The organism is Caulobacter sp. 73W (genome assembly GCF_041021955.1).
Taxonomy (GTDB): Bacteria; Pseudomonadota; Alphaproteobacteria; order Caulobacterales; family Caulobacteraceae; genus Caulobacter.
The window spans coordinates 2,273,997-2,296,120 of the sequence record NZ_CP158375.1; the positions used below are offsets into that span (position 1 = coordinate 2,273,997).

At 67.7% G+C, this 22,124-nt stretch carries 15 protein-coding genes; 11 read left to right on the top strand and 4 right to left on the bottom strand.

From position 1 onward, the window contains the following. Positions 1-16 precede the first annotated feature (16 nt). Both ABOZ73_RS10700 and ABOZ73_RS10705 read left to right on the top strand, forming a co-directional pair. Positions 17-2,305 carry an NADP-dependent malic enzyme gene (locus tag ABOZ73_RS10700; protein WP_369058139.1) on the top strand — a complete coding sequence of 763 codons (2,289 nt, stop codon included), beginning with the start codon at positions 17-19 and terminating at the stop codon, positions 2,303-2,305. 92 nt (positions 2,306-2,397) lie between these two features. Further along, positions 2,398-3,708, top strand: coding sequence for an Hsp70 family protein (locus ABOZ73_RS10705; protein ID WP_369058140.1), 1,311 nt, complete (start codon positions 2,398-2,400; stop codon positions 3,706-3,708). A 153-nt stretch (positions 3,709-3,861) separates the two neighbouring features. Here ABOZ73_RS10705 and ABOZ73_RS10710 read toward each other — a convergent pair whose 3' ends face one another. Both ABOZ73_RS10710 and acs read right to left on the bottom strand, forming a co-directional pair. Further along, a complete protein-coding gene (locus ABOZ73_RS10710; protein ID WP_369058141.1) occupies positions 3,862-6,693 on the bottom strand; it encodes a M16 family metallopeptidase in 2,832 nt (943 codons plus the stop codon). 84 nt (positions 6,694-6,777) lie between these two features. Beyond that, positions 6,778-8,661, bottom strand: a complete 1,884-nt coding sequence (acs, locus tag ABOZ73_RS10715; RefSeq protein WP_369062521.1) for an acetate--CoA ligase — start codon at positions 8,659-8,661, stop codon at positions 6,778-6,780. A 154-nt stretch (positions 8,662-8,815) separates the two neighbouring features. Between acs and ABOZ73_RS10720 the strand changes: the two genes are divergently transcribed. The 3 genes from ABOZ73_RS10720 (at position 8,816) to ABOZ73_RS10730 (ending at position 11,525) form a co-directional block, all read left to right on the top strand. Then, positions 8,816-10,480: a lysine--tRNA ligase gene (locus ABOZ73_RS10720; protein ID WP_369058142.1), complete on the top strand. Its 1,665-nt coding sequence runs from the start codon at positions 8,816-8,818 to the stop codon at positions 10,478-10,480. A gap of 167 nt (positions 10,481-10,647) precedes the next feature. After that, positions 10,648-10,917, top strand: coding sequence for a UrcA family protein (locus ABOZ73_RS10725; protein ID WP_369058143.1), 270 nt, complete (start codon positions 10,648-10,650; stop codon positions 10,915-10,917). 329 nt (positions 10,918-11,246) lie between these two features. Then, the gene (locus tag ABOZ73_RS10730; RefSeq protein WP_369058144.1) at positions 11,247-11,525 is read left to right on the top strand and encodes a UrcA family protein; all 279 of its coding nucleotides are present in this window, start codon (positions 11,247-11,249) and stop codon (positions 11,523-11,525) included. Between the two features lie 57 nt (positions 11,526-11,582). Here the strand turns inward: ABOZ73_RS10730 and ABOZ73_RS10735 are convergent, their stop codons facing one another. Both ABOZ73_RS10735 and ABOZ73_RS10740 read right to left on the bottom strand, forming a co-directional pair. Continuing rightward, the gene (locus ABOZ73_RS10735; protein ID WP_369062522.1) at positions 11,583-12,224 is read right to left on the bottom strand and encodes a helix-turn-helix transcriptional regulator; all 642 of its coding nucleotides are present in this window, start codon (positions 12,222-12,224) and stop codon (positions 11,583-11,585) included. A 483-nt stretch (positions 12,225-12,707) separates the two neighbouring features. Further along, a complete protein-coding gene (locus ABOZ73_RS10740; RefSeq protein ID WP_369058145.1) occupies positions 12,708-13,019 on the bottom strand; it encodes a hypothetical protein in 312 nt (103 codons plus the stop codon). A 170-nt stretch (positions 13,020-13,189) separates the two neighbouring features. Between ABOZ73_RS10740 and ABOZ73_RS10745 the strand changes: the two genes are divergently transcribed. From ABOZ73_RS10745 to ABOZ73_RS10770, 6 genes are all read left to right on the top strand, one after another. Then, on the top strand, positions 13,190-13,672 hold the full coding sequence (locus ABOZ73_RS10745) for a MerR family DNA-binding transcriptional regulator (protein WP_369058146.1): 483 nt from the start codon (positions 13,190-13,192) through the stop codon (positions 13,670-13,672). 32 nt (positions 13,673-13,704) lie between these two features. Further along, complete coding sequence (locus tag ABOZ73_RS10750; protein ID WP_369058147.1) at positions 13,705-15,495, top strand: acyl-CoA dehydrogenase C-terminal domain-containing protein; 1,791 nt, start codon at positions 13,705-13,707, stop codon at positions 15,493-15,495. Between the two features lie 2 nt (positions 15,496-15,497). Further along, positions 15,498-16,661, top strand: coding sequence for an acyl-CoA dehydrogenase family protein (locus tag ABOZ73_RS10755; RefSeq protein ID WP_369058148.1), 1,164 nt, complete (start codon positions 15,498-15,500; stop codon positions 16,659-16,661). A gap of 43 nt (positions 16,662-16,704) precedes the next feature. After that, a complete protein-coding gene (locus tag ABOZ73_RS10760; RefSeq protein ID WP_369058149.1) occupies positions 16,705-17,910 on the top strand; it encodes an acetyl-CoA C-acetyltransferase in 1,206 nt (401 codons plus the stop codon). Between the two features lie 25 nt (positions 17,911-17,935). Then, complete coding sequence (locus ABOZ73_RS10765; RefSeq protein ID WP_369058150.1) at positions 17,936-20,116, top strand: 3-hydroxyacyl-CoA dehydrogenase NAD-binding domain-containing protein; 2,181 nt, start codon at positions 17,936-17,938, stop codon at positions 20,114-20,116. 171 nt (positions 20,117-20,287) lie between these two features. Next, on the top strand, positions 20,288-22,039 hold the full coding sequence (locus tag ABOZ73_RS10770; protein ID WP_369058151.1) for a hybrid sensor histidine kinase/response regulator: 1,752 nt from the start codon (positions 20,288-20,290) through the stop codon (positions 22,037-22,039). The last annotated feature ends 85 nt before the right edge of the window (positions 22,040-22,124 follow it).

A 22,124-nucleotide genomic window follows, 5' to 3' on the forward strand; every position in this document is an offset into this window, starting at 1 on the left:
CGGGGACGAACGCCGCATGAGCGACGCCGAAAAACGCGCTTTCACCGACGAGGAGGCCCTGGCCTTCCACCGCTACCCGACGCCGGGCAAGCTGGCGGTGACGCCGACCAAGCCCATGGCGACGCAGCGCGACCTGTCGCTGGCCTATTCCCCCGGCGTGGCCGTGCCCGTGCACGCCATCGCCGCCGATCCGGACGCGGCCTACGACTACACCTCCAAGGGCAACCTGGTGGCGGTGATCTCCAACGGCACGGCGATCCTGGGCCTGGGCGACCTGGGCGCCCTGGCGTCCAAGCCGGTGATGGAGGGCAAGAGCGTCCTCTTCAAGCGCTTCGCCGACGTGGACTCGATCGACATCGAGATGACCACCAAGGAGGCCGACGAGATCATCACGGTGGTCAAGAACATCGGCGTGACCTTCGGCGGCATCAACCTTGAGGACATCAAGAGCCCCGAGTGCTTCCGCATCGAGACCGAGCTGCAGGAGCTGCTCGACATCCCGGTCTTCCATGACGACCAGCACGGCACGGCGATCATCTGCGCCGCCGGCCTGATCAACGCCTGCGCCATCACCGGCCGCAAGCTGGAGGACGTGAAGGTCGTGCTGAACGGCCCTGGCGCCGCGGGCATCGCTTCGCTCGAGCTGATCAAGGCGATGGGCGTGCGGCCGGAGAACGTGCTGGCCGTCGACTCCAAGGGCGTCCTCTACGAGGGCCGCACCGAGGGCATGAACCAGTGGAAGAGCGCCCACGCGGTCAAGACCGACAAGCGCACCCTGGCCGAGGCCGTGGCCGGCGCGGACGTTCTGCTGGGCCTGTCGGCCAAGGGCGCCTTCACCCCCGAGATGATCGCCAGCATGGCGCCCAACCCGATCATCTTCGCCATGGCCAACCCCGATCCGGAAATCACCCCGGAAGAGGTCAAGGCCGTCCGCCCCGACGCCATCATGGGCACGGGCCGCAGCGACTATCCCAACCAGGTCAACAACGTCCTGGGCTTCCCCTACATCTTCCGCGGCGCCCTGGACGTGCGCGCCCGCCGCGTGAACCACGAGATGAAGATCGCCTGCGCCCGGGCCCTGGCCGAGCTGGCGCGCGAGGACGTGCCGGATGAAGTGGCCGCCGCCTATCACGGCCGCCAGCTGAAGTTCGGCCCCGATTACATCATCCCGTCGGCCTTCGATCCGCGCCTGATCTGGTACATCCCGCCGTTCGTCGCCCAGGCGGCCATGGACACCGGCGTGGCCCGCAAGCCGATCGAGGACATGGACGCCTATCGCGCCAGCCTGGCGCAGCGCCTGGATCCCACCGCCGCCTTCCTGCAGCGGATCAGCGGTTCGGTGATGAGCAGCCCGCAAAAGCGCGTGGTGTTCGCCGAGGGCGAGGAGCCGTCGGTCATCCGCGCCGCCTACGCCTTCCAGACCCAGGGCCTCGGCCAGGCGATCCTGTGCGGCCGCGAGAACCTGGTGCACCAGAACATGAAGCTGGTGGGCCTGAACCCCGACGACACGCCGCTGGAGATCGTCAACGCCCGCCTGTCGGACAAGAACCCGGTCTATGTGGACTTCCTGTACGAGCGCCTGCAGCGCAAGGGCTACCTGCGCCGCGACGTGCAGCGCCTGATCAACCAGGATCGCAACAGCTTCGCCGCCGCCATGGTGGCCGTGGGCGACGCCGACGGCATGGTCACCGGCGTGACCCGCAGCTTCGACCAGGTGCTGGAGGAGGTTCGCCGCGTGATCGATCCGGCCCCCGGCGGCCGGGTCATGGGCATGTCCATCGTGCTGGCCAAGGGCCACACACTGTTCATCGCCGACACCAACGTCACCGAGCTGCCCGAAGCCGAGGAGCTGGTGGAGATCGCCTGCGAGGCGGCGCGCGACGTGCGCAAGCTGGGCTTCACACCGCGCGTCGCCTTCATGTCCTACTCGACCTTCGGCAATCCGATGGGCACGCGGTCGGACAAGGTCCGCAAGGCGGTCGAGATCCTCGACTCCATGAAGGTGGACTTCGAGTACGAAGGCGAAATGCCGCCGGAACTGGCGCTGGACCCGAGCCTGCGGGCGAACTATCCGTTCATGCGTCTGACCGACAGCGCCAACATCCTGATCATGCCGGCCATCCACGCCGCCTCGATCTCGACCAAGCTGGTGCAGTCCCTGGGCGGCGCCACGGTCATCGGGCCGGTGCTGCTGGGGCTGGAGAAGTCGGTGCAGATCTGTCCGCTGTCGGCCTCGGTGTCGAAGATTCTCAACATGGCCCTGATGGCCGCCTACGATCGGCCCCTGGCCGAGGCGGGCGCTTGATCGGCCTTCACATTTCGATGGCGAGACGCGCCTGACGCCCTGAGGGGGGCGGCGGGCGATCCGCCGTCTCTTCTCTAGCGTTGGAGCGCACCATGACTACCGCCCACTCGGCGGCCATCGGCGTCGATTTCGGCACCACCAACAGCGTCGTCGCCCTGGGCGACGGGGCTGGCGGCGCGCATCTGGCCCACTTCGCCGCGCCGCAGGGCCAGGCCGCGCCGTTCCGCTCCGCCCTCAGCTTCCACGCCTCGCCGCATGATCCCGCCGAGCGGATCGTGGACGCCGGGCCCTGGGCGATCGAAAGCTATGTGGAGGACCCGCTGGAGACGCGGTTCATCCAGTCGTTCAAGAGCTACTCGGCCAGCGCCCTGTTCACCGAGACCCAGATCCTGCGCAAGCGGTACGGGTTCGAGGACCTGCTGTCGGCCTTCCTGTTGCGCCTGCGCGAACACGGTCACGGCGCCCTGGAGGCCGGGCGCCGGCTGATTGTCGGCCGGCCGGTGAACTTCGTCGGCTCCAATCCCGATCCGGACCTGGCCCTGCGCCGCTATGAGGCGGCGTTCCGGCGGCTGGGCTTCGACGACATCTGGTACGCCTTCGAGCCGGTGGCGGCGGCCTTCTTCTTTGCGCGGCGGCTTGAGCAGGACGCCACGGTGCTGGTGGCCGACTTCGGCGGCGGCACGTCCGACTTCTCGCTGGTGCGGTTCGAGCGGCATGCCGGGCGCATCCGCTCCCAAGGTCTCGCCAACAGCGGGGTCGGCGTGGCGGGCGACGCCTTCGACTACCGCATCATCGACAATCTGGTGTCGCCGAACTTGGGCAAGGGCTCGTCCTATCGCGCCTTCGACAACATCCTGCCGATCCCCAACCGCTATTTCACCGCCTTCGCGCGATGGGAGCAACTGGCCCTGCTGCGCTCGTCCAAGGACATGAAGGACATCCGCGCCCTGGTCCGCACCGCCCTGGAGCCGGAGAAGATCGAACGGCTGGTGGAGCTCCTGGACGACAACCACGGCTACAGCCTCTATCGCGCCGTGTCGGGGCTGAAGGAGGCGCTGTCGGGCGCCGAGGCCGCGCCCTTCGTCTTCGAGGGCGGCGACGTGCGCATCGAAGCCCAGGTCGAGCGGGCCGACTTCGAATCCTGGATCGCGCCGGAACTGGCGGCCATGGAGCGGGCGGTGGACGAGGCCCTGCGCAAGGCGAACCTGACCGAGGCCGGCGTCGATCGGGTGTTCATGACCGGCGGCTCATCCTTCGTGCCGGCCGTGCGGGAGATCTTCGAGCGCCGCTTCGGCAAGGCCAAGCTGGAGAGCGGGGCGGAGCTGGTCTCGATCGCCTCCGGCCTGGCCCTGATCGGGGCGGAGGACGACCTGTCGGCCTGGTGCTCGCGGGCGCCGGCCTAGAAGGGTATCCCCCTCTCCCTTGATGGGAGAGGGGCAGGAGGTGAGGGTGACAGCGTCGGCGGGCTTCAGCTCGGCCGCGCCGCATCCTGAACCGCCTCCATTCCCCATCCCTGCCCTTCCCCCATCAAGGGGGAAGGGAAAAGTAAGACGGACCTACTTCGGACCCTTCAGCGAGGCGCTGTCGAGGTTGAGCTGATCGACGGGGATCACCTCGGCGGTCGGCAGGACCTGGACGATGCCGCCGCCCATCTTGCTGCGGTCGCCGACGATGATGACGCTGGCCTGGGCCGGGTCCAGACGGGTGCGGGCGAAGGCCTGCACGTCGGCGGGGGTCACGGCCTCGACCTTGGCGGTGTAGCGCTGGATCTCGCCCAGATCGATGCCGTTGAACGACAGGTCCCCCAGAATGCCGGCAAGGCCGCCGGCGGTGCCCAGGGAGCGGCCATAACCGCCGATCAGCACCGACTTGCGGGCGGTCAGCTCTTCCGGCGCGGCGGGCTGGGCGGCCAGGCGGGTCAGCTCGCGCCGGAGCAGGCCGGCCACCTCGCCGGCGGACTCGTTCTTGGTCTGGGCCGAGGCCGAGAAGCCTCCGGTGGTCAGGCGCGGCGAAAGGCTGGAATTGGCGCCGTAGGACAGACCGCGCTTGATGCGGATCTCCTGGTTCAGGCGGGCCGAATAGCCGCCGCCCAGGACGCTGTTGGTGACGATGCCGGCGTAGTAGCTGGGGTCCTTGCGGGGGATGGTGGTCTTGGCGACGACCACGGCGGCCTGGCCGGTGCCCGGCAGGTCGATGATAACCTGGCGCGGGGCGGCGGCCGGATTGACGGGTGGCGCGGTCAGGGCCTTGCCGGTCGGCGCCTTCCAGTCACCGAACGCCGAGCGCGCCAGGGCGAAGCCTTCATCCGGCGTGATGTCGCCGGTCAGCACCAGGACAGCGTTGTCCGGCCGCCAGGCGCCGGCATGCAGGGCCGTCAGGTCGCCGCGTCCGATCTTGGGCAGGGAGGCGGGGGTGCCGCCGGCCACGTGGCCCATGGGCGTGCCGGCGTAGAGCACCGGCGCGGTGACGAAGCCCGCCAGGGAGCCCGGCTGCTGGTAGGCCACCTTCAGCCCGTCCAGGGACTGGCTGCGGACCCGCTCGATCTCCTCGTCCTTGAAGGCCGGATTGCGGGCCAGGTCCGAGAAGATGGTCATGGCCGGGGCGAGGTTGCCCTTCACCACGCTGAGGCTCAGTGAGGACGACTCCCAGCCCGAGCCGGCCGACAGGTTTGCGCCCAGCGCCTCGGTCTGGGCGGCGATGTCCTGGGCGCTGCGGGCGGCGGTGCCCTCGGTCAGCAGGTCGGCCATCAGGCTGGCGGTCCCGGCCTTGCCGGCGGGATCGGAAGAGGCGCCAGCCTTCACCGTCAACTGGGCGGCGACCAGCGGCAGCGCGGAGCTCTTGGCCACCACCACCTTCAGGCCGTTGGGCAGGACGGTTTCGCTGGGCGAGGGCAGGACGGGGTTCACCGCCGGGCCCACGGGCGGCGGGGCCTGGCGCTGGCCTTCGGGGCGCAGGGTGACGATCTCGCCGGCGAACTTGACGCTGGGCGTGGCGGGCGCCGGGGTCGTGGTCGCCGTCTCGCCCTTCGGACGCTCCGACTCGGCCAGGTAGCGGATGGTCACGGCCCGGTCGTCGGCCATGTACTTGCGGGCGGCGGCCTGGACGTCGGCGGCGGTCACGGCCGACAGCTCGGCCACGGCGCTGTTGGCCTTGGCGGCGTCGCCCTCGGTCATCAGGGCGTAGCCCAGGGCGAAGGCGCGATCGTCGATGGTCTCGCGATTGCGCACCGCGGCGGCGATCAGCTCGGTCTTGGCCTCGTCCAGCTCGGCGGCGGTGACGGGGGTCTGGCGGATGCGGGCGACCTCGGCCTTCAGCAGGGTCTCGTTCTCGGCCAGGGTCTTGCCGCCGGCGACGATGGCTCCGGCGTAGATCAGGCCCGGCTGGGCCGGCAGGTCGGCGCCGGAGAACGCCTCGGCCGCGACCTGCTTGTCATAGACCATGGTGTTGTACAGCCGGGACGACTTGCCGCCCGACAGGATGGTGTTGAGCACCGCCGTGGCGGCGGCGTCCTTGTCCGACGCCTTGGGGCCAAGCCAGGTCATGACCACGGCGGGCAGGGGCACGTTGGGCCCGTAGGTGGTCACGGTCTTCGCCCCGGTGCGGGCCGGCTCGACGGCGGTCACGCGCGGCAAGGGCGCCGAGGGCGTCTTGATGGGGGCCAGATACTTGTCGACCCAGGCGTTGAACTGCGTCTCGTCGAAGTTGCCGACCACGATCAGAGCGGCGTTGTCGGGCCGATAATAGGTGGCGTGGAAGGCGCGCACGTCGTCGATGGTGGCGGCGTCCAGCTCTTCGATCGAGCCGATGCCCGGGCGCTTGTAAGGGTGAACCGCGTATGAGTTCTGCGGGATATAAAGGCCGAACAGGCGGCCATAGGGCTGGGCCAGGATGCGCTGGCGCAGCTCCTCCTTCACCACGTCGCGCTCGGACTTGAAGATCGCCTCATCCACGACCAGGGCGCCCAGGCGCTGGGACTCCGCCCACAGCAGGCGCTCCAGATGCGCGGCGGGGACCACCTCGTAATAGTTGGTGAAGTCGTCATAGGTGGAGGCGTTGTTGAAGCCGCCCACGTCCTCGGTCAGGCGGTCCAGGGTCTCGGACGGCATGTCGCGCGTGGCCTTGAACATCATGTGCTCGAACAGGTGCGCGAAGCCGGAGCGGCCGTTGGGGTCATCCTTAGAGCCGACGCCGTACCAGACCTGAACCGTCACGTTCGGGGTCGCCGCGTCGCGTGACCAGTAGACCTTCATCCCGTTCGCCAGGGTCCGTTCCTTGTAGGCGATGGGCGGGACGGCGATCTCGGCGGCGACCGCGGGCGCGGCGGCGAAGCCGGTCAGGGCGGTGGTCGAAAGCGCGAAGGCGAGGACGGCGGCTTTGGCGAGGCGCATGAGGGTCTCCAGATCGAGCGGAGACCCTAGCACCGGCCTTCGGCGTGGGAAGATTACGGAACGGTCATCTTCCCACGCAGGCGGTCAGACGTTGGCGCGGTTCCTAACCAGATCATCGACCACGGAGGGGTCGGCCAGGGTGGAGGTGTCGCCCAGGGCGCCGGTCTCGTTCTCGGCGATCTTGCGCAGGATGCGGCGCATGATCTTGCCCGAGCGCGTCTTGGGCAGGCCGGGGGCCCACTGAACCGCGTCGAGGGTGGCGAAGGGGCCGATCTCGGCGCGGACCCAGGCGATCAGCTCCTTGCGAAGCTCTTCGGTGGCCTCGATCCCTTGGTGCAGGGTGACATAGGCGTAGATGCCCTGGCCCTTGATGTCGTGGGGATAGCCGACGACCGCCGCCTCGGTGACGCCCGAGTGGCCGACCAGGGTAGACTCGATCTCGGCCGTGCCCAGGCGGTGGCCGGAGACGTTGATGACGTCGTCCACCCGCCCGGTGATCCAGTAGTAGCCGTCGGCGTCCCGGCGGGCGCCGTCGCCGGTGAAGTACTTGCCAGGATAGGTGCTGAAATAGGTGTCGATGAAGCGCTGGTGGTCGCCGAACACCGTGCGCATCTGGCCGGGCCAGCTGTCGGTCAGGACCAGGTTGCCGCTGATCGCGCCGTCCAGAACGCCGCCCTCGGCGTCGACCAGCTGCGGCTTCACGCCCGGCATGGGCTTGGTGGCCGAGCCGGGCTTCAGGTCGGTGGCGCCGGGCAGGGGCGAGATCAGCACGCCGCCGGTCTCGGTCTGCCACCAGGTGTCGACGATGGGCAGGCGGCTCTCGCCCACCAAGCGGTGATACCAGAGCCAGGCTTCCGGATTGATGGGCTCGCCCACGCTGCCCAGCAGGCGCAGACTCTTGCGCGACGAGGCGGTGACGAAGTGATCGCCCTCCCGCATCAGGGCGCGCAGGGCGGTAGGGGCGGTGTAGAAGATCTCGACCTTGTGGCGGTCCACCACCTCCCAGAAGCGGGCGGGGGTCGGATAGTTGGGCACGCCTTCGAAGATCAGGGTCACGCCGCCGTTGGCCAGGGGGCCATAGACGACATAGCTGTGGCCGGTGACCCAGCCCACATCGGCCGTGCACCAGAAGACTTCTCCTGGTCGGTAATCGAAGACAAGCTCATGGGTCCAGGCGACCCAGGTCAGGTAGCCGCCGGTGGTGTGCAGCACGCCCTTGGGCTTTCCGGTGGAGCCTGAGGTGTAGAGGATGAACAGCGGGTCCTCGGCGTTCATCGGTTCCGGCGCGCAATCCGCCGCGACGCCGTCCTTCAGCTCGTCATAGATCACGTCGCGGCCGGCGATGACGGGAACGTCCTTGCCGGTCAGGCGGACCATCAGCACCTTGTCGACCGCGACCTGCTCCAGGGCTCTGTCGACATTGGCCTTCAGCGGAATGCGCTTGCCGCCGCGGCAGCCTTCGTCGGCGGTGATGACCACCTTGGAGCCGCAGTCCTCGATCCGCCCGGCGATGCTGTCGGGGGAGAAGCCGCCGAACACCACCGAATGCACCGCCCCGATGCGGGCGCAGGCCAGCATGGCCACGGCGGCGACAGGAACCATGGGCAGGTAGATGGTGACCCGGTCGCCCTTGCTGACGCCCAGCGACTTCAGGATGTTGGCCATGCGGCACGTCTCGACGTGCAGCTCGCGATAGGTCAGCTTGCCGCCGGTCCCGGGTTCGTCCCCTTCGAAGAGGATCGCGGTCTCATCGCCGCGCGTCGCCAGGTGGCGGTCGATGCAGTTGGCGCTGACGTTCAGGACCCCGTCCTCGAACCAGCGGATGCGGAAGTCGTCCTTGTCGAAGGAGACGTCCTTGATCCTGGTGGGCGCCTTGATCCAGTCCAGCCGTCCGGCGACGTCGCGCCAGAAGCCTTGCGGGTCGGCCTCGACGCGGGCGACGGCGGCCTCGTAGGCGGCCTTGTCCATGTGCGTCTTGGCGGCCCATTCGGCCGGGACCGGAAACAACTCGTCGCTCAAGGGTCTTCTCCCGCTTATCGTTGCGGGGAACTATGCGGACCGCGAGAGGCGGCGCAAGCAGACCAATCGACTATCCGGCGCGGAAGTCTTATACGCCGCCGCTATGTATCAAGGTCTCTCCCACACCGCCCAGGCCGCCAAGGCGTGGCCGTTCGAGCAAGCCCGCGCCCTGCTGGCCCGCGTCCTGCGCATCCGTCTGTCCGACGCCGAGCGCGATCTCGCCGCGACGCTGATCAATGCGGGCAAAACGGACGAGGCGGTGAAGACCCTGCCGGCGCTGCAACGGCCGGTGATCTTCGAGACCGGTTACGGCCCGTCGGGCCTGCCGCACCTGGGCACCTTCGGCGAGGTGGCGCGCACGACCATGGTCCGGGCGGCGTTCCGCGCCCTGACCGACGACGCCATCCCCACGCGCCTGATCTCGTTCAGCGACGACATGGACGGCCTGCGCAAGGTTCCCGAGAACATCGAGAACAAGGCGGTGCTTGAGGCCGACCTCGGCAAGCCGCTGACCGTGGTGCGCGACCCCTTCGGCACCCATGACAGCTTCGGCGCGCACAACAACGCCCGCCTGCAGGCGTTCCTCGACGGCTTCGGCTTCGAGTACGAGTTCGTCTCGGCGACCGACTGCTACAAGGGCGGGCGCTTCGACGAGACCCTGCTGGTCGCCCTGGAGCGTTTCGACGCCATCCAGAAGGTCATGCTGCCGACCCTGGGCGAAGAGCGCCGCGCCACCTATTCGCCGTTCCTGCCGGTCAGCCCGACCACGGGCCGCGTGCTGCAGGTCCCGACCCTGGAGCGTAACGTGCCCAAGGGCACGATCGTCTTCGAGGACGAGAATGGCGCCAAGGCCGAGGTCCCGGTCACCGGCGGTCACGTGAAGATGCAGTGGAAGCCCGACTGGGCCATGCGCTGGACGGCGCTGGGCGTCGACTACGAGATGGCAGGCAAGGACCTGATCGACAGCGTCAAGGTCAGCTCCCAGATCTGCAAGATCCTGGGCGGCACGCCGCCGGAGGGATTCAACTACGAGCTCTTCCTGGACGAGAACAATCAGAAGATCTCCAAGTCCAAGGGCAACGGCCTGTCGATGGAGGACTGGCTGCGCTACGGCGCGCCGGAGAGCCTGGCCTACTACATGTTCCAGAGCCCGAAGTCGGCCAAGAAGCTGTACTTCGACGTCATCCCCAAGGCGACGGACGAGTATCTGCAGCAACTGGACGCATATCCGCGCCAGGACGAGAACCAGCAGCTGGGCAATCCGGTGTGGCACGTCCACTCGGCCCGTCCGCCGCAGAACGGCTCGCCGGTCAGCTTCTCGCTGCTGCTGAACCTGGTTTCGGCGGCGGACGCCTCGACCAAGGACATCCTGTGGGGCTTCCTCAGCCGCTACATCCCGGGCGCGGACGCCGAAAGCCAGCCGCTGCTGGACCGCTTGGCCGGCTATGCGATCAACTACTACGAGGACTTCGTGAAGCCGAATAAGGCGTTCCGGGCTCCGACGGAGCAGGAGCGCACAGCCATGCTGGACCTGCTGGCGCGCTTCAAGGCCCTGCCGGCGGGCTGCCAGGACGCCGAGATCATCCAGAACGAAGTCTACGCCGCGGGCAAGGACGGCGGGTTCGATCCGCTGCGCGCCTGGTTCCAGGGTCTGTACGAGGTTCTCCTCGGCCAGAGCCAGGGGCCGCGTTTCGGCTCGTTCGCCGCGATCTTTGGTCTGGATCGCACCATTAAGCTTCTGGAAAGCAAAATTCTTGCCGGCCAATGAGTAGTTAATGTGAATTAATGCCGACAGTTTTGTGATTAAGGGCATGTAATTCTATTAAATGGGCGTAATGACGGCAAATTAACATGACCATTCCCCGAGCGCCGAGGTATCTCTTCCTCACGTTCAACGGCGGCCGAGAAAGGGTCGCCCACTAGGGGAATAAGATCATGTTCAAGACCGTCATCGCCGCCGCTGCTCTCACCGTCGCCCTGGCCGGCGCCGCCCAGGCTCAAGTGTCCATCAAGGTCGCCGACCTGGACCTGTCCAAGGCCGCCGGCGCCGCCAAGCTGGAGCAGCGCATCGCCCGCGCCGGCCGCGCCGTCTGCAACACCGAGCGCGCCGCCTGGTCGCGCGCCCCGGAATGCCGCGCCGCTGTCCGCGCTGAAGTCCAGTCGCGTCTGGCCTCGAACGGCGCGATCCAGCTGGCCGCGCGCTAAGCCAAGCCTCCCCCTCCCGAACACCCCCCCCCATCCTCCAGTTCGGGAGGATCAAGGAGCGGGCCGCCTTCCTCCCAGGCGGCCCGCTTTTCTTTTGCCTGAAGTTGGCGCGCCATGTTTGCGCCACGAAAGCAATTTTCGCCGCATTGAGCAATTGGCGAATGTATTTCGTGCATGAATACACAAATATTGCTTTGAAATGACTTGATTAAATCAGTGTAATGACTCCGAGTTAAGATGCATTCTTTGGAGCGCGGAAGTATTCATCGCTTCGGTTCAACGAGGGCCCCTTAGCCCCCCGCCCCGCCGTCAACACCGGAGAGTTGGAAATGCTCAAGACCGTTCTCGCCGCCGCCGCTTTCAGCGCGCTCATCGTCGCCGCCAGCGCCAGCCAGGCCGAAGTGGCCGTCAAGTTTAGCGACCTGGACCTGTCCAAGGCTTCGGGCGCCGCCAAGCTGGAACAGCGCATCAATCGCGCCGGCCGCGCCCTGTGCGCCCAAGACCGCGGCTCCTGGGGCCGTCAGGCCGACTGCCGCGTCGCGGTGCGCCAGGAATTTCAGACCAAGTTCGCGGCGATCCGCCCGACGTCGCAGTTCGCGGCGCGCTGATCCGCTCACATCGCTGACATCGATGGGCCGCTCCGTTTCGGGGCGGCCTTTCGTTAGCTACTGGCTGGCCCAGAGGATGCGGGCGATCCAGGCGATGTCGCGCCGGTCCAGGGTGCGGCCTTCATATTCGGGATTGAGCGAGGCCAGCTCGATCCGGCCGGCGGTGATCCGGACCAGCTCCTTGGCCATCACCTCGCCCTCGACGGTCTTGACCACCACGCGATCGCCGCGCCGCGCCTCGGTGGCGGGCGAGACCACGATGCGGTCGCCGTCGCGATAGACCGGGGACATGGAGTCGCCGGCGATCTCCAGGGCGTAGACCCCGTCCTCAGCGGCCCCGGGAAAATCCACCTCGTCCCAGCCCTGGCCGACCGGAAAGCCGGCGTCGTCGAAGAAGCCGTCCGAGCCCGCCTGGGCGAAGCCGATCAGCGGCACGCCGCGCTGGGCGAGGGGGCGGCCTCCTTCGGACAAGGCGGCGAACTCGCCGAGGCTGACGCCGGTGGCGTCCAAAACCTTGGCGAGGCTTTCGGTGGAGGGCCAGCGGGGGCGGGAGTCCGCCTCGCCGCCGAAGCGCTTGGAGCGGTTGAAGCTGGTGGGGTCGAGCCCGGCCAGCTTGGCCAGGGCCGACGGCGTCATGTCGAAACGCGCCGCGAGGGCGTCGATCGCCGACCAGATCTGGGAGTGAGAGAGCGGCGGCATGGCCCTGCGGCCCGTATCCTTGCGGCGAGGAACAAGGAGAATAGGCCGAAATTGTAGGAATGTAAACCTAAAATAGGCCGTCATTCCCGGCGCCGCCAGACGCTGACCGCCAGTGCGCCGACCGTCCCCAAGCCCGCCAAGGCCGGTGACCTGCAGGTACGCGCGCGGGTCGCCGGCCGCCCCGTAGATCCACGCCAGGTGCGCCGCCACCGCGATCGCCTGGAAGCCCGCCGCGACGGCTGGCCAGTCGAGGGGCGACTTCCAGATCATGGACAGCAGGCAGGCCAGCACCGCCATGTCGATCAGCAACAGGGCGCGCGGCGCGGCGATGCTGTCGGCGACGGCCTGGGTCAGCAAGGTGGCTGTCCAGGCGAGCATGAACAGCGCCGTCGCGGCGCGCTCCGCCGGCCGCCCAGGCGCACGGCTCCGACCGCCGCCCCCAGCAGGAGGGCGGCGAAGACGATCATGGGGATCATGATGTTGCTAGTCGGCGGCGGCGCGACGCGGCTTGATCGGCACGCCGAAGGCCGAGGTCGGTAGCGACAGGCGGGCGCCCAACGCCTCCCGCGCCGCGTGCGCCCCGACGATGTCGCCCCGTGCGCCGGCCAGGCTGGTCAGGGCTTGGCTGAACAGGGCGGGAGCCTGGAGCTCCTGGCTCGCGGCCCCGCCGACCCCCAGGCTGGCTTCGGCCAGGGTTTCCATCAGGCGCGAAGCCTCGGCCAAGGCGATATCGATGGCCATCTCCGCCGCGAGCAGGCGTCTGGCGACCTGAGCGGCGATCTGCGGTTTGTCCAAGCCGGCCTCCGGGAATTCACGGGGTTGCAGCCGAACTTCGCCGCGTGCGGCGGTGGATATCAACGGCATGCGGAGCCCATTCGAAGGCAGCGCTTGCGTTGACGCTAACGTAAAGGGAATATAAGTTTCTCGAACAACAAGACCGCAAAGGTCGAGACAGGGAACGTCTGATGCTTGCCGAGCTGCGTCGTCCGGAGCGGACCTTCACGATCCGCCAGCTGTGCCAGGAATTCAAAGTCACCCCGCGCGCCCTGCGCTTCTACGAGGACAAGGGCCTGCTGGCCCCGTCGCGCGACGGGATGAACCGGGTCTACTCGTACAAGGACCGCGCCCGCCTGCAGCTGATCCTGCGGGGCAAGCGCGTGGGCCTGCCCCTGGCTGAGATCCGCGACATCCTCGAACTCTACGGCGCCGAGGACGGCCCCGTGATGCAGAGCGCCCATTCGCTCAAGCGCTTCCGCCAGCGCATCGTCGAGATGGAGCTGCAGCGCGAGGACCTCGACCAGGCCATCATCGAGCTGAAGGGCGCCTGCGAGCGCATTGAAAAACAGCTGGCCGAAGTTCGTCCGGATCTGCTTCCGCGGGCCGAGGATTACGACCAGATGCTGCGCGCCCGCCTCGACGGCCACTCCTATCCCCTTTCGGCCAAGTAGCCGCTTTTTCGCCTGCCTAGTTCGGAGCTCCCATGGCTTACCAACCGCCCGTCCGTGATCACGCCTTCCTGCTGCGGGACGTGCTGAAGATTGACCAGTACGCCGACCTGCCGGCCTTCGCCGACGCCTCGATCGACGTGGTGGACCAGATCATCGAAGAGGCCGGCCGCTTCACCGGCGAGGTGCTCGCGCCCCTGAACAGCGTCGGCGACAAGCAGGGCTGCGTCTGGAATGCGGACAATACGGTCAAGACGCCGGACGGCTTCAAGGAAGCCTACAAGCAGCTGTGCGAAGGCGGCTGGACCGCTATCGGCTCCGACCCCAACTACGGCGGCCAGGGCCTGCCGCATGTGGTCAACCTGTCGTTCTCGGAAATGAGCAGCTCGGCCAACATGGCCTTCTCCATGTATCCGGGCCTGGCGCATGGCGCCTATTCGGCGATCCACTACGGCGGCTCGGACGCGCAGAAGGAGCTCTATCTGCCCAAGATGGTGTCCGGCGAATGGACCGGCACCATGAACCTGACCGAGCCGCACTGCGGCACGGACCTGGGCCTGCTGCGCACCAAGGCGGTCCCTCAGGCCGACGGCAGCTATCGCATCACCGGCCAGAAGATCTGGATCTCGGCCGGCGAGCACGACATGGCCGAAAACATCGTCCACCTGGTCATCGCCCGCATCGAGGGCGCGCCGGCCGGGGTGAAGGGCATCAGCCTGTTCGTGGTGCCGAAGTTCCTGCCGAACGCCGACGGCTCGGTCGGCGCCCGCAACGAGGGCGTCAAGTGCGTCGGCCTCGAAGAGAAGATGGGCATCCACGGCAACGCCACCTGCGTCATGCAGTACGAGGACGCTCAAGGCTGGCTGATCGGCGAAGAGAACAGCGGCCTGAAGCTGATGTTCGTGATGATGAACGAGGCCCGCCTCGGGGTCGGCCTGCAGGGCGTTGCCCAGGCGGAAGCCGCCTATCAGGCCGCCGTCAGCTTCGCCAAGGACCGTTTGCAGGGCCGCTCCCTGACCGGGCCGAAGAACCCGGACGGCCCGGCCGATCCGATCATCGTCCACCCCGACGTGCGCCGCATGCTGCTGGACAGCAAGGCGGTGATCGAGGGCGGCCGCGCCTTCCTGTTCTGGACCGCCCTGCAGGGCGATCTGGCCCACGCCCACCCGGACGAGGCCGTTCGCCAAAAGGCCAACGACTACATGGGCCTGATGACGCCGGTGCTGAAAGGCTACCTGACGGACAAGGGGTTCAAGATCTGCTCGGACGCCATGCAGGTGCACGGCGGCTCGGGCTTCACCGAGCATTTCCCGGCGAGCCAGTACCTGCGCGACTGCCGCATCGCCCTGATCTACGAGGGGACCAACGGCATCCAGGCCCTGGACCTGGTGGGCCGCAAGCTGGCGGCCAACGGCGGCCGCGCGGTGATGAGCTTCTTCGCCGAGGTCGATCAGTTCGTGGGCGAGAACGGAGACAGCGCCGAACTGAAGCCGTTCATCGACGGCCTGGCCTCGGCCAAGGCGCAACTGCAGGACGCCACCCTGTGGCTGATGCAGAACGGCCTGCAGAACCCCGACAACGCCGGCGCGGCGTCGACCGACTACATGCACCTCTTCGGCCTGACGGGCCTGGCCTACATGTGGGCGCTGATGGCCAAGGCCTCGCTGGCCAAGATCGCCGAAGGCTCCACCGACCCGCTCTACGCGACCAAGCTGACGACCGGCCAATATTTCATCGAACGCCTCTTGCCTGACGCGGCGTCGCATCTGGCGAAGTTGAAGACGGGTTCGGCGACGCTGATGTCGCTGCCGGCGGAGGCTTTCTGATCATGGGCGTGCTTCAAGTCGAGCGGCCGGCCTTCATGGCCGAAGAGGACATGGTGATCTTCGAGGACGCCGTGGGCCGTTTCTTCGACGAGCACGCCCCCGAAAGCACCGTGGCCCGCTGGCGTGAAAACGGCGTCGTGGATCGCGAGATGTGGAACAAGGCGGGGGAGGCGGGCCTGCTCTGCCTCTCCACGCCGGAGCAGTACGGCGGCCCCGGCGGCGACTATCGCCACGAGGTCGTGCTGATGGAGCAGCTGGGGCTCAAGGGCGTCGACGGCTTCGGCGCCAGCCTGCACAACGCCATCGTCGCGCCGTACATCCTTCACTACGGCACCGAGGAGCAGAAGCAGCGCTGGCTGCCGCGCATGGCCACGGGCGAGCTGGTCGGCGCCATCGCCATGACCGAACCCGGCGCGGGCTCCGACCTGCAGGGCGTCAAGACGACGGCGGCCAAGGTCGGCAACCAGTACGTCATCAACGGCTCCAAGACCTTCATCACTAACGGCCAGACCGCCAACCTAATCTGCGTGGTGGCCAAGACCGACCCGGCGCAGGGCGCGCGGGGCGTGTCGCTGATCTTCGTCGAGACCGACGGAACCGAAGGTTTCGAGCGCGGCCGCAACCTCGACAAGATCGGGCACGAGGCTCAGGACACCTCCGAGCTGTTCTTCAACGACGTGAAGGTACCGACAGAGAACCTGCTGGGCGTCGATGAGGGCCAGGGCTTCTTCCAGCTGATGGGCCAGCTGCCGCAGGAGCGGCTGAACATCGCCGTCCAGGGTATGGCGACCATCGAGCGGGCCCTGGCCGTGACCCTCGACTACGTCAGGAACCGCAAGGCCTTCGGCAAGGCCCTGATCGATTTCCAGAACACCCAGTTCAAGCTGGCCGAGTGCAAGACCGAGGGCACCGTCGCCCGGGTCTTCGTCAACCACTGCATCGAGCAGCACCTGGCCGGAAAGCTGGATGCCGCCACCGCCTCCATGGCCAAGTACTGGGTCAGCGATCTGGAGAACAAGATCGTCGACGAGTGCCTGCAGCTGTTCGGCGGCTACGGCTACATGAACGAATATCCGATCGCCCGCATGTACCGCGACAGCCGCGTGCAGCGCATCTACGGCGGGACCAACGAGATCATGAAGCTCCTCATCGCGAGGACGCTGTGACCCACACACACCTGAACTAGTTACGCAGGAAGGAGCCACCCCCATGGCCGACGCTTACATCTTCGACGCCGTGCGCACCCCGCGCGGCAAGGGCAAGAAAGACGGATCGCTCCACGAGATCACCGCCCTGTCCCTGGCGACCCAGGTCCTCGAGAACCTGCGCGACCGCAACAACCTCGACACCTCCAAGGTGGATGACGTGGTGCTCGGCTGCGTCGCCCCAGTGGGCGAGCAGGGCTCCGACATCGCCCGTACCGCCGTCCTGACCGCCGACTACGCCGAGACCACGGCTGGCGTGCAGATCAACCGCTTCTGCGCCTCGGGCCTGGAGGCGGTGAACATGGCCGCCGCCAAGGTCATGTCGGGCGAAGCCGATCTCGCCATCGGCGGCGGCGTCGAGAGCATGAGCCGCGTGCCCATGGGCAGCGACGGCGGCGCCTGGCCGACCGACCCGTCCAGCGCCTTCAAGACCTATTTCGCGCCGCAGGGGATCAGCGCCGACCTGATCGCGACCCTCTACGGCTTCAGCCGAGACGACGTGGACGCCTATTCGGTGGAGAGCCAGAAGCGCGCCGCCAAGGCCTGGGCCGAGAAGCGGTTCGACAAGTCGGTGATCAAGGTGAAGGACCAACTGGGCCTGACCATCCTGGATCACGACGAGCACATGCGCCCGGACACCTCGATGCAGAGCCTGGCCTCGCTGAACGCCTCCTTCCAGGGCATCGGCGACATGGCGTTCGACGCGGTCGTCACCCAGCGCTATCCGCAGGTGGAGCGCGTCAACCACGTGCACCACGCGGGCAACAGCTCGGGCATCGTCGACGGCGCCGCCGGCGTGCTGATCGGCACCAAGGAAATGGGCGACGCGCTGGGCCTAAAGGCCCGCGCCCGCATCAAGGGCATGGCCTCCATCGGCTCCGAGCCCTCGATCATGCTGACCGGCCCGTCCTTCGTGACCGAGAAGCTGCTTAAGAAGCTCGGCATGAACGTCGCCGACATCGACCTCTATGAGCTGAACGAGGCCTTCGCGGCGGTGGTCCTGCGCATGATGCAGGCGCTGGATATCCCGCACGAGAAGATGAACGTGAACGGCGGCGCCATCGCCATGGGCCACCCCCTGGGCGCCACGGGCGCGATGATCCTGGGCACGGTGCTGGACGAGCTGGAGCGGACCGACAAGGAGACCGCCCTGGTCACCCTGTGCGTCGGCGCCGGCATGGGCACCGCCACCGTCATCGAACGCGTCTGAACCTCGATTTCAAGGAACTAGAGTGATGGAAAACTTCAAGATCGAGGTTGATGGCGACGGCGTGGCCCTGGTCACCTTCGACGTGCCCGGCCGCACCATGAACACCCTCACCGCCTCCGTGATCAAGGAGATCGGCGAGGTCGTCGAACGCATCAAGACCGACGCGGCCATCAAGGGCGCCGTGATCACCTCGGGCAAGGCCAGCGGCTTCTGCGCCGGCGCGGACCTGGGCGAACTGGGCGGCTCGGGCGGCCTGGGCGGCGGCGACCTGCAACAGGCCTTCGACGCCGGCTTCGCCCTGAACAAGGCGTTCCGCGCCCTAGAGACCTGCGGCAAGCCGGTGGCGGCGGCGATCAACGGCCTGGCCCTCGGCGGCGGCCTGGAGATCACCCTGGCCTGCCACTACCGCGTGGTCGGCGACAATCCGAAGACCCAGCTGGGCCTGCCGGAATCCAAGGTCGGCCTGCTGCCAGGCGCCGGCGGCACCCAGCGTCTGCCGCGCCTGATGGGGGTGATGCAGGCCGCGCCGTACCTGCTGGAAGGCAAGTCGATGAAGCCGCAGGAGGCTCTGGCCTTCAAGGTGGTGCACGAGGTCGTCGCCCCGGGCTCGGAAGTCGAGGCGGCCAAGACCTGGGTGAAGACCAAGGGCGACCCGGTCGCCCCGTGGGACAAGAAGGACTTTAAGCTGCCCGGCGGCGGCCCCTACACCCCCGGCGGCAGCCAGGTGTTCGTCATGGGCAACGCCATGCTGCGCAAGCAGTCCTACGGCAACTATCCCGCTCAGCTGAACATCATGAAGGCGGTCTATGAAGGCCTGCAGGTGCCGATCGACGCGGCCCTGCGCATCGAGACCCGCTACTTCCTGAAGACGATCATGTCGCCCCAGGCCAAGGGCATGATCCGCACGCTGTTCCTGTCGCTTCAGGAGCTGGGCAAGGGTTCGGGCCGTCCCGCCGGCGTGCCGCAGTACGACGTCAAGAAGGTCGCCGTGCTCGGCGCCGGCATGATGGGCGCGGGCGTGGCCTATGTGCAGGCCATGGCCGGCATCGAGACCGTGCTGATCGACCAGACCCAGGAAGCCGCCGACAAGGGCAAGAGCTACGCCGAGGGTCTGGTGAAGAAGGGCGTCTCGCGCGGCAAGCTGACCCAGGAAAAGGGCGACGCCATCCTCGCCCTGATCCACCCGACCGCCGACTACGCCCAGGTGAAGGGCGCCGACCTCGTCATCGAGGCGGTGTTCGAGAACCGCGAGGTGAAGGCCGAGGTCACCAAGAAGGCCGAGACCGAACTGGCCGACACCGCCGTCTTCGGCTCCAACACCTCGACCCTGCCGATCACCGGCCTGGCCGAGGCCTCGGCGCGCCCGGCCAACTTCATCGGCATCCACTTCTTCTCGCCGGTCGACAAAATGGGCCTGGTCGAGATCATCATGGGTGGCAAGACCAGCCAGGAGACCCTGGCCAAGTCGATCGACTACGTCCTGAAGATCCGCAAGACGCCGATCGTCGTGAACGACAGCCGTGGTTTCTACACCTCGCGCTGCTTCGGCACGTTCGTGCAGGAGGGCCTTGAGATGCTGGCCGAGGGCATCGCCCCGACCATTATCGACAATGTCGGCCGCGCCACGGGCATGCCCCGCGGTCCGCTGGAGATGAACGACGACGTCGCCCTGGACCTGTCCTACAAGATCGCCCAGCAGACCAAGAAGGACCTCGGCGACAAGTACGAGGACCGTCCGTTCACGCCGATCATCGAGAAGATGGTCGCCGAGCTCGGCCGCTACGGCCGCAAGAACGGCAAGGGCTTCTACGACTATCCGGAAAGCGGCCCCAAGACCCTGTGGAAAGGCCTGTCCGACGTCGCCCCGGTGAAGACCGCCGAGGCCGACAAGACCCTGATCGAGGAGATCCGAACGCGGCTTCTCTATCGCCAGGCGGTCGAGGCGGCGCGCTGCTTCGAAGAGGGCGTCGTGGTCGACCCGCGCGAGGCCGATGTCGGCGCCATCCTGGGCTGGGGCTTCGCGCCCTGGACCGGCGGCCCGATCAGCCTGATCGACGGCGTGGGCGCGGCGAAGTTCGTCGAGACCTGCGACCAGTTGGCGCAGAAGTACGGCTCGCGCTTCAGCCCGCCGCAGCTCCTACGGGACATGGCGGCCAAGGGCGAGACCTTCTACGGCCGCTTTGCCGGCGCCCAGAAAGCCGCCTGATACCAGGGACTTTGACGATGACATCAAGGGTCGGCCCCACGGGCCGGCCCTTTTTGCTTTCCGGCTTCGCGCGTCGGGTGGGGCGGGGTTGGGAAGCCGTGCCGGGCGGTAGAGCTTCACGAAGCCTTAGCGACGATTTGAGACCCTTCGCCCTTCACGGAAGATCAGGGCATGGCTTCCATTTCTGAACATTACGCGGGTCTTCTGCGCGTCATGGCCGCCCGTCACAGCGGGGCGCCCGTGCGCCTGCTGATCACGCTCTGCGTCTGCTGCCTCGTCTTCACCATCATGGGCGCGTCGTGGGTGTGGATCTGGGCGTGGGGCCTGGCCTATGCCGGCGTCGACATCTTCGGTTACCTGCTGAAGGGCAGCGCCGTCGCCCGCCGCTGGAGCGAGCCGAGCCGCCTGCGGCTGGTGCTGCTGACCGTCATATCCGGCATGCCGTCCACCCTGTGGGCTTCGGCGGCCATTCCCCTGTGGTACGCGCGCCAGGTCAACGAGTTCGCGCCGGTCGGCGCCATCCTGCTGATGGGTGGCGGGCTTTTGCAGGTGATCGCCGCCTCGGCCCATTCACGCCTGGCCTTCATGGCCATGGTCACGCCGATGATGCTGATCGCCGCGGCCGTGGTTCTGCTCGATCCCGTCGCGACGCCTATGATCAAGGCCGTGTGGCTGGTCGGCGGCGCCGTGGTGGGGATCAACGCCCTGACCGCGTCACGGATGTCCATGGCCGCCGTGCTGCGCGAGCGGGCCATCGCCGCCGAGCATGACCGCCGCCGCGCCGAGGCCGAGGCGACCGCCGCCGCCAAGTCCGCCTTTGTCGCCGTGGTCTGCCACGAGCTGCGCACCCCGATCAGCGCCATCCTGTCCGGCGCCGGCGTGCTGGAGCGCAACGCCGCCGACGCGGCCACCCGCACCCAGACCCAGGTGATCGGCGACGCCGGCTCGATGATGCGCGACCTGCTCAACGACCTGCTCGACCTGTCGCGGATCGAGGCGGGCCGTCTGTCGGTGGAGACCGTGTCCTTCGACATCCGCCAGACCCTGTCCGACCTGTTGCGCCTGTGGCGCCCCGAGGCGGCCAAGAAGCGGCTGCGCCTGCGGGTCGAGGGCGTGGCCTGCCTGCCTCGCTGGGTGCAGGGTGATCCCACCCGCCTGCGCCAGGTCCTCAACAACCTGCTGTCCAACGCCATCAAGTTCACGCCCGCCGGTTCGGTGACCCTGAAGGTCGCCGCCGCGGCCGGGGCGGACGGCCGCCTGACCCTGTCGCTGAGCGTGATCGACACCGGCCCCGGATTCGACGCCGAGGCGTCGGATCGCCTGTTCACCGCCTTCAACCAACTCAACGCCGGCGTGGCCGCCAAGTACGGCGGCTCGGGCCTAGGCCTGGCGATCAGTCGCGAGCTGGCCCGGCTGATGGGCGGCGAGCTGACGGTCGACAGCCGTACCGGCGAGGGCGCGGCCTTCACCCTGTCGCTGAATCTGGAGATCGCCGCCTCGCCCCCGCCGGCGCCCGAGCCGACCCTGGCCGGGGTGCGGGTCCTGGCGGTGGATGACCACGTCCTCAACCGCCGCGCCCTGGAGGTGATCCTGGAGCCGTTCGGGGTGCTGCCGGTCACCGCCGAGTCCGGCGAAGCGGCGCTGGAGATCTTGGCCGAGCAGCCCTTCGACGTGGTGCTGATGGACCTCTATATGCCGGGCATGGATGGCCGCGACGCGGTGCGCCGCCTGCGCCGCGAGGCGGGACCGAACCAGAAGACGCCGGTGATCGCCGTGACCGCCTCGGCCACCGACAAGGACTGGGACGACTGCCGCGAGGCGGGGATGGAGGCGCATGTGGCCAAGCCGGTCATTCCCGCCGAACTGCACGCCGCCCTGCGTCAGGTCCTGACCTCCCGCGCCATTGCGGCGGAAGCCGCCTGACAACGCTCAGTGGGAAATAATTCGACGAACAGCGGTCGATTTCGGGCGAACTTCGCAAATATCGAGCAAATTTTGTAACCTAATA

What these genes read in the sequence shown, in the direction of transcription:
- ABOZ73_RS10700 (WP_369058139.1), top strand. Translation starts at nt 17, where the DNA reads ATGAGCGACGCCGAAAAACGCGCTTTCACCGACGAGGAGGCCCTGGCC.
- ABOZ73_RS10705 (WP_369058140.1), top strand. Translation starts at nt 2,398, where the DNA reads ATGACTACCGCCCACTCGGCGGCCATCGGCGTCGATTTCGGCACCACC.
- ABOZ73_RS10710 (WP_369058141.1), bottom strand. Translation starts at nt 6,693, where the DNA reads ATGCGCCTCGCCAAAGCCGCCGTCCTCGCCTTCGCGCTTTCGACCACC.
- acs (WP_369062521.1), bottom strand. Translation starts at nt 8,661, where the DNA reads ATGGACAAGGCCGCCTACGAGGCCGCCGTCGCCCGCGTCGAGGCCGAC.
- ABOZ73_RS10720 (WP_369058142.1), top strand. Translation starts at nt 8,816, where the DNA reads ATGTATCAAGGTCTCTCCCACACCGCCCAGGCCGCCAAGGCGTGGCCG.
- ABOZ73_RS10725 (WP_369058143.1), top strand. Translation starts at nt 10,648, where the DNA reads ATGTTCAAGACCGTCATCGCCGCCGCTGCTCTCACCGTCGCCCTGGCC.
- ABOZ73_RS10730 (WP_369058144.1), top strand. Translation starts at nt 11,247, where the DNA reads ATGCTCAAGACCGTTCTCGCCGCCGCCGCTTTCAGCGCGCTCATCGTC.
- ABOZ73_RS10735 (WP_369062522.1), bottom strand. Translation starts at nt 12,224, where the DNA reads ATGCCGCCGCTCTCTCACTCCCAGATCTGGTCGGCGATCGACGCCCTC.
- ABOZ73_RS10745 (WP_369058146.1), top strand. Translation starts at nt 13,190, where the DNA reads ATGCTTGCCGAGCTGCGTCGTCCGGAGCGGACCTTCACGATCCGCCAG.
- ABOZ73_RS10750 (WP_369058147.1), top strand. Translation starts at nt 13,705, where the DNA reads ATGGCTTACCAACCGCCCGTCCGTGATCACGCCTTCCTGCTGCGGGAC.
- ABOZ73_RS10755 (WP_369058148.1), top strand. Translation starts at nt 15,498, where the DNA reads ATGGGCGTGCTTCAAGTCGAGCGGCCGGCCTTCATGGCCGAAGAGGAC.
- ABOZ73_RS10760 (WP_369058149.1), top strand. Translation starts at nt 16,705, where the DNA reads ATGGCCGACGCTTACATCTTCGACGCCGTGCGCACCCCGCGCGGCAAG.
- ABOZ73_RS10765 (WP_369058150.1), top strand. Translation starts at nt 17,936, where the DNA reads ATGGAAAACTTCAAGATCGAGGTTGATGGCGACGGCGTGGCCCTGGTC.
- ABOZ73_RS10770 (WP_369058151.1), top strand. Translation starts at nt 20,288, where the DNA reads ATGGCTTCCATTTCTGAACATTACGCGGGTCTTCTGCGCGTCATGGCC.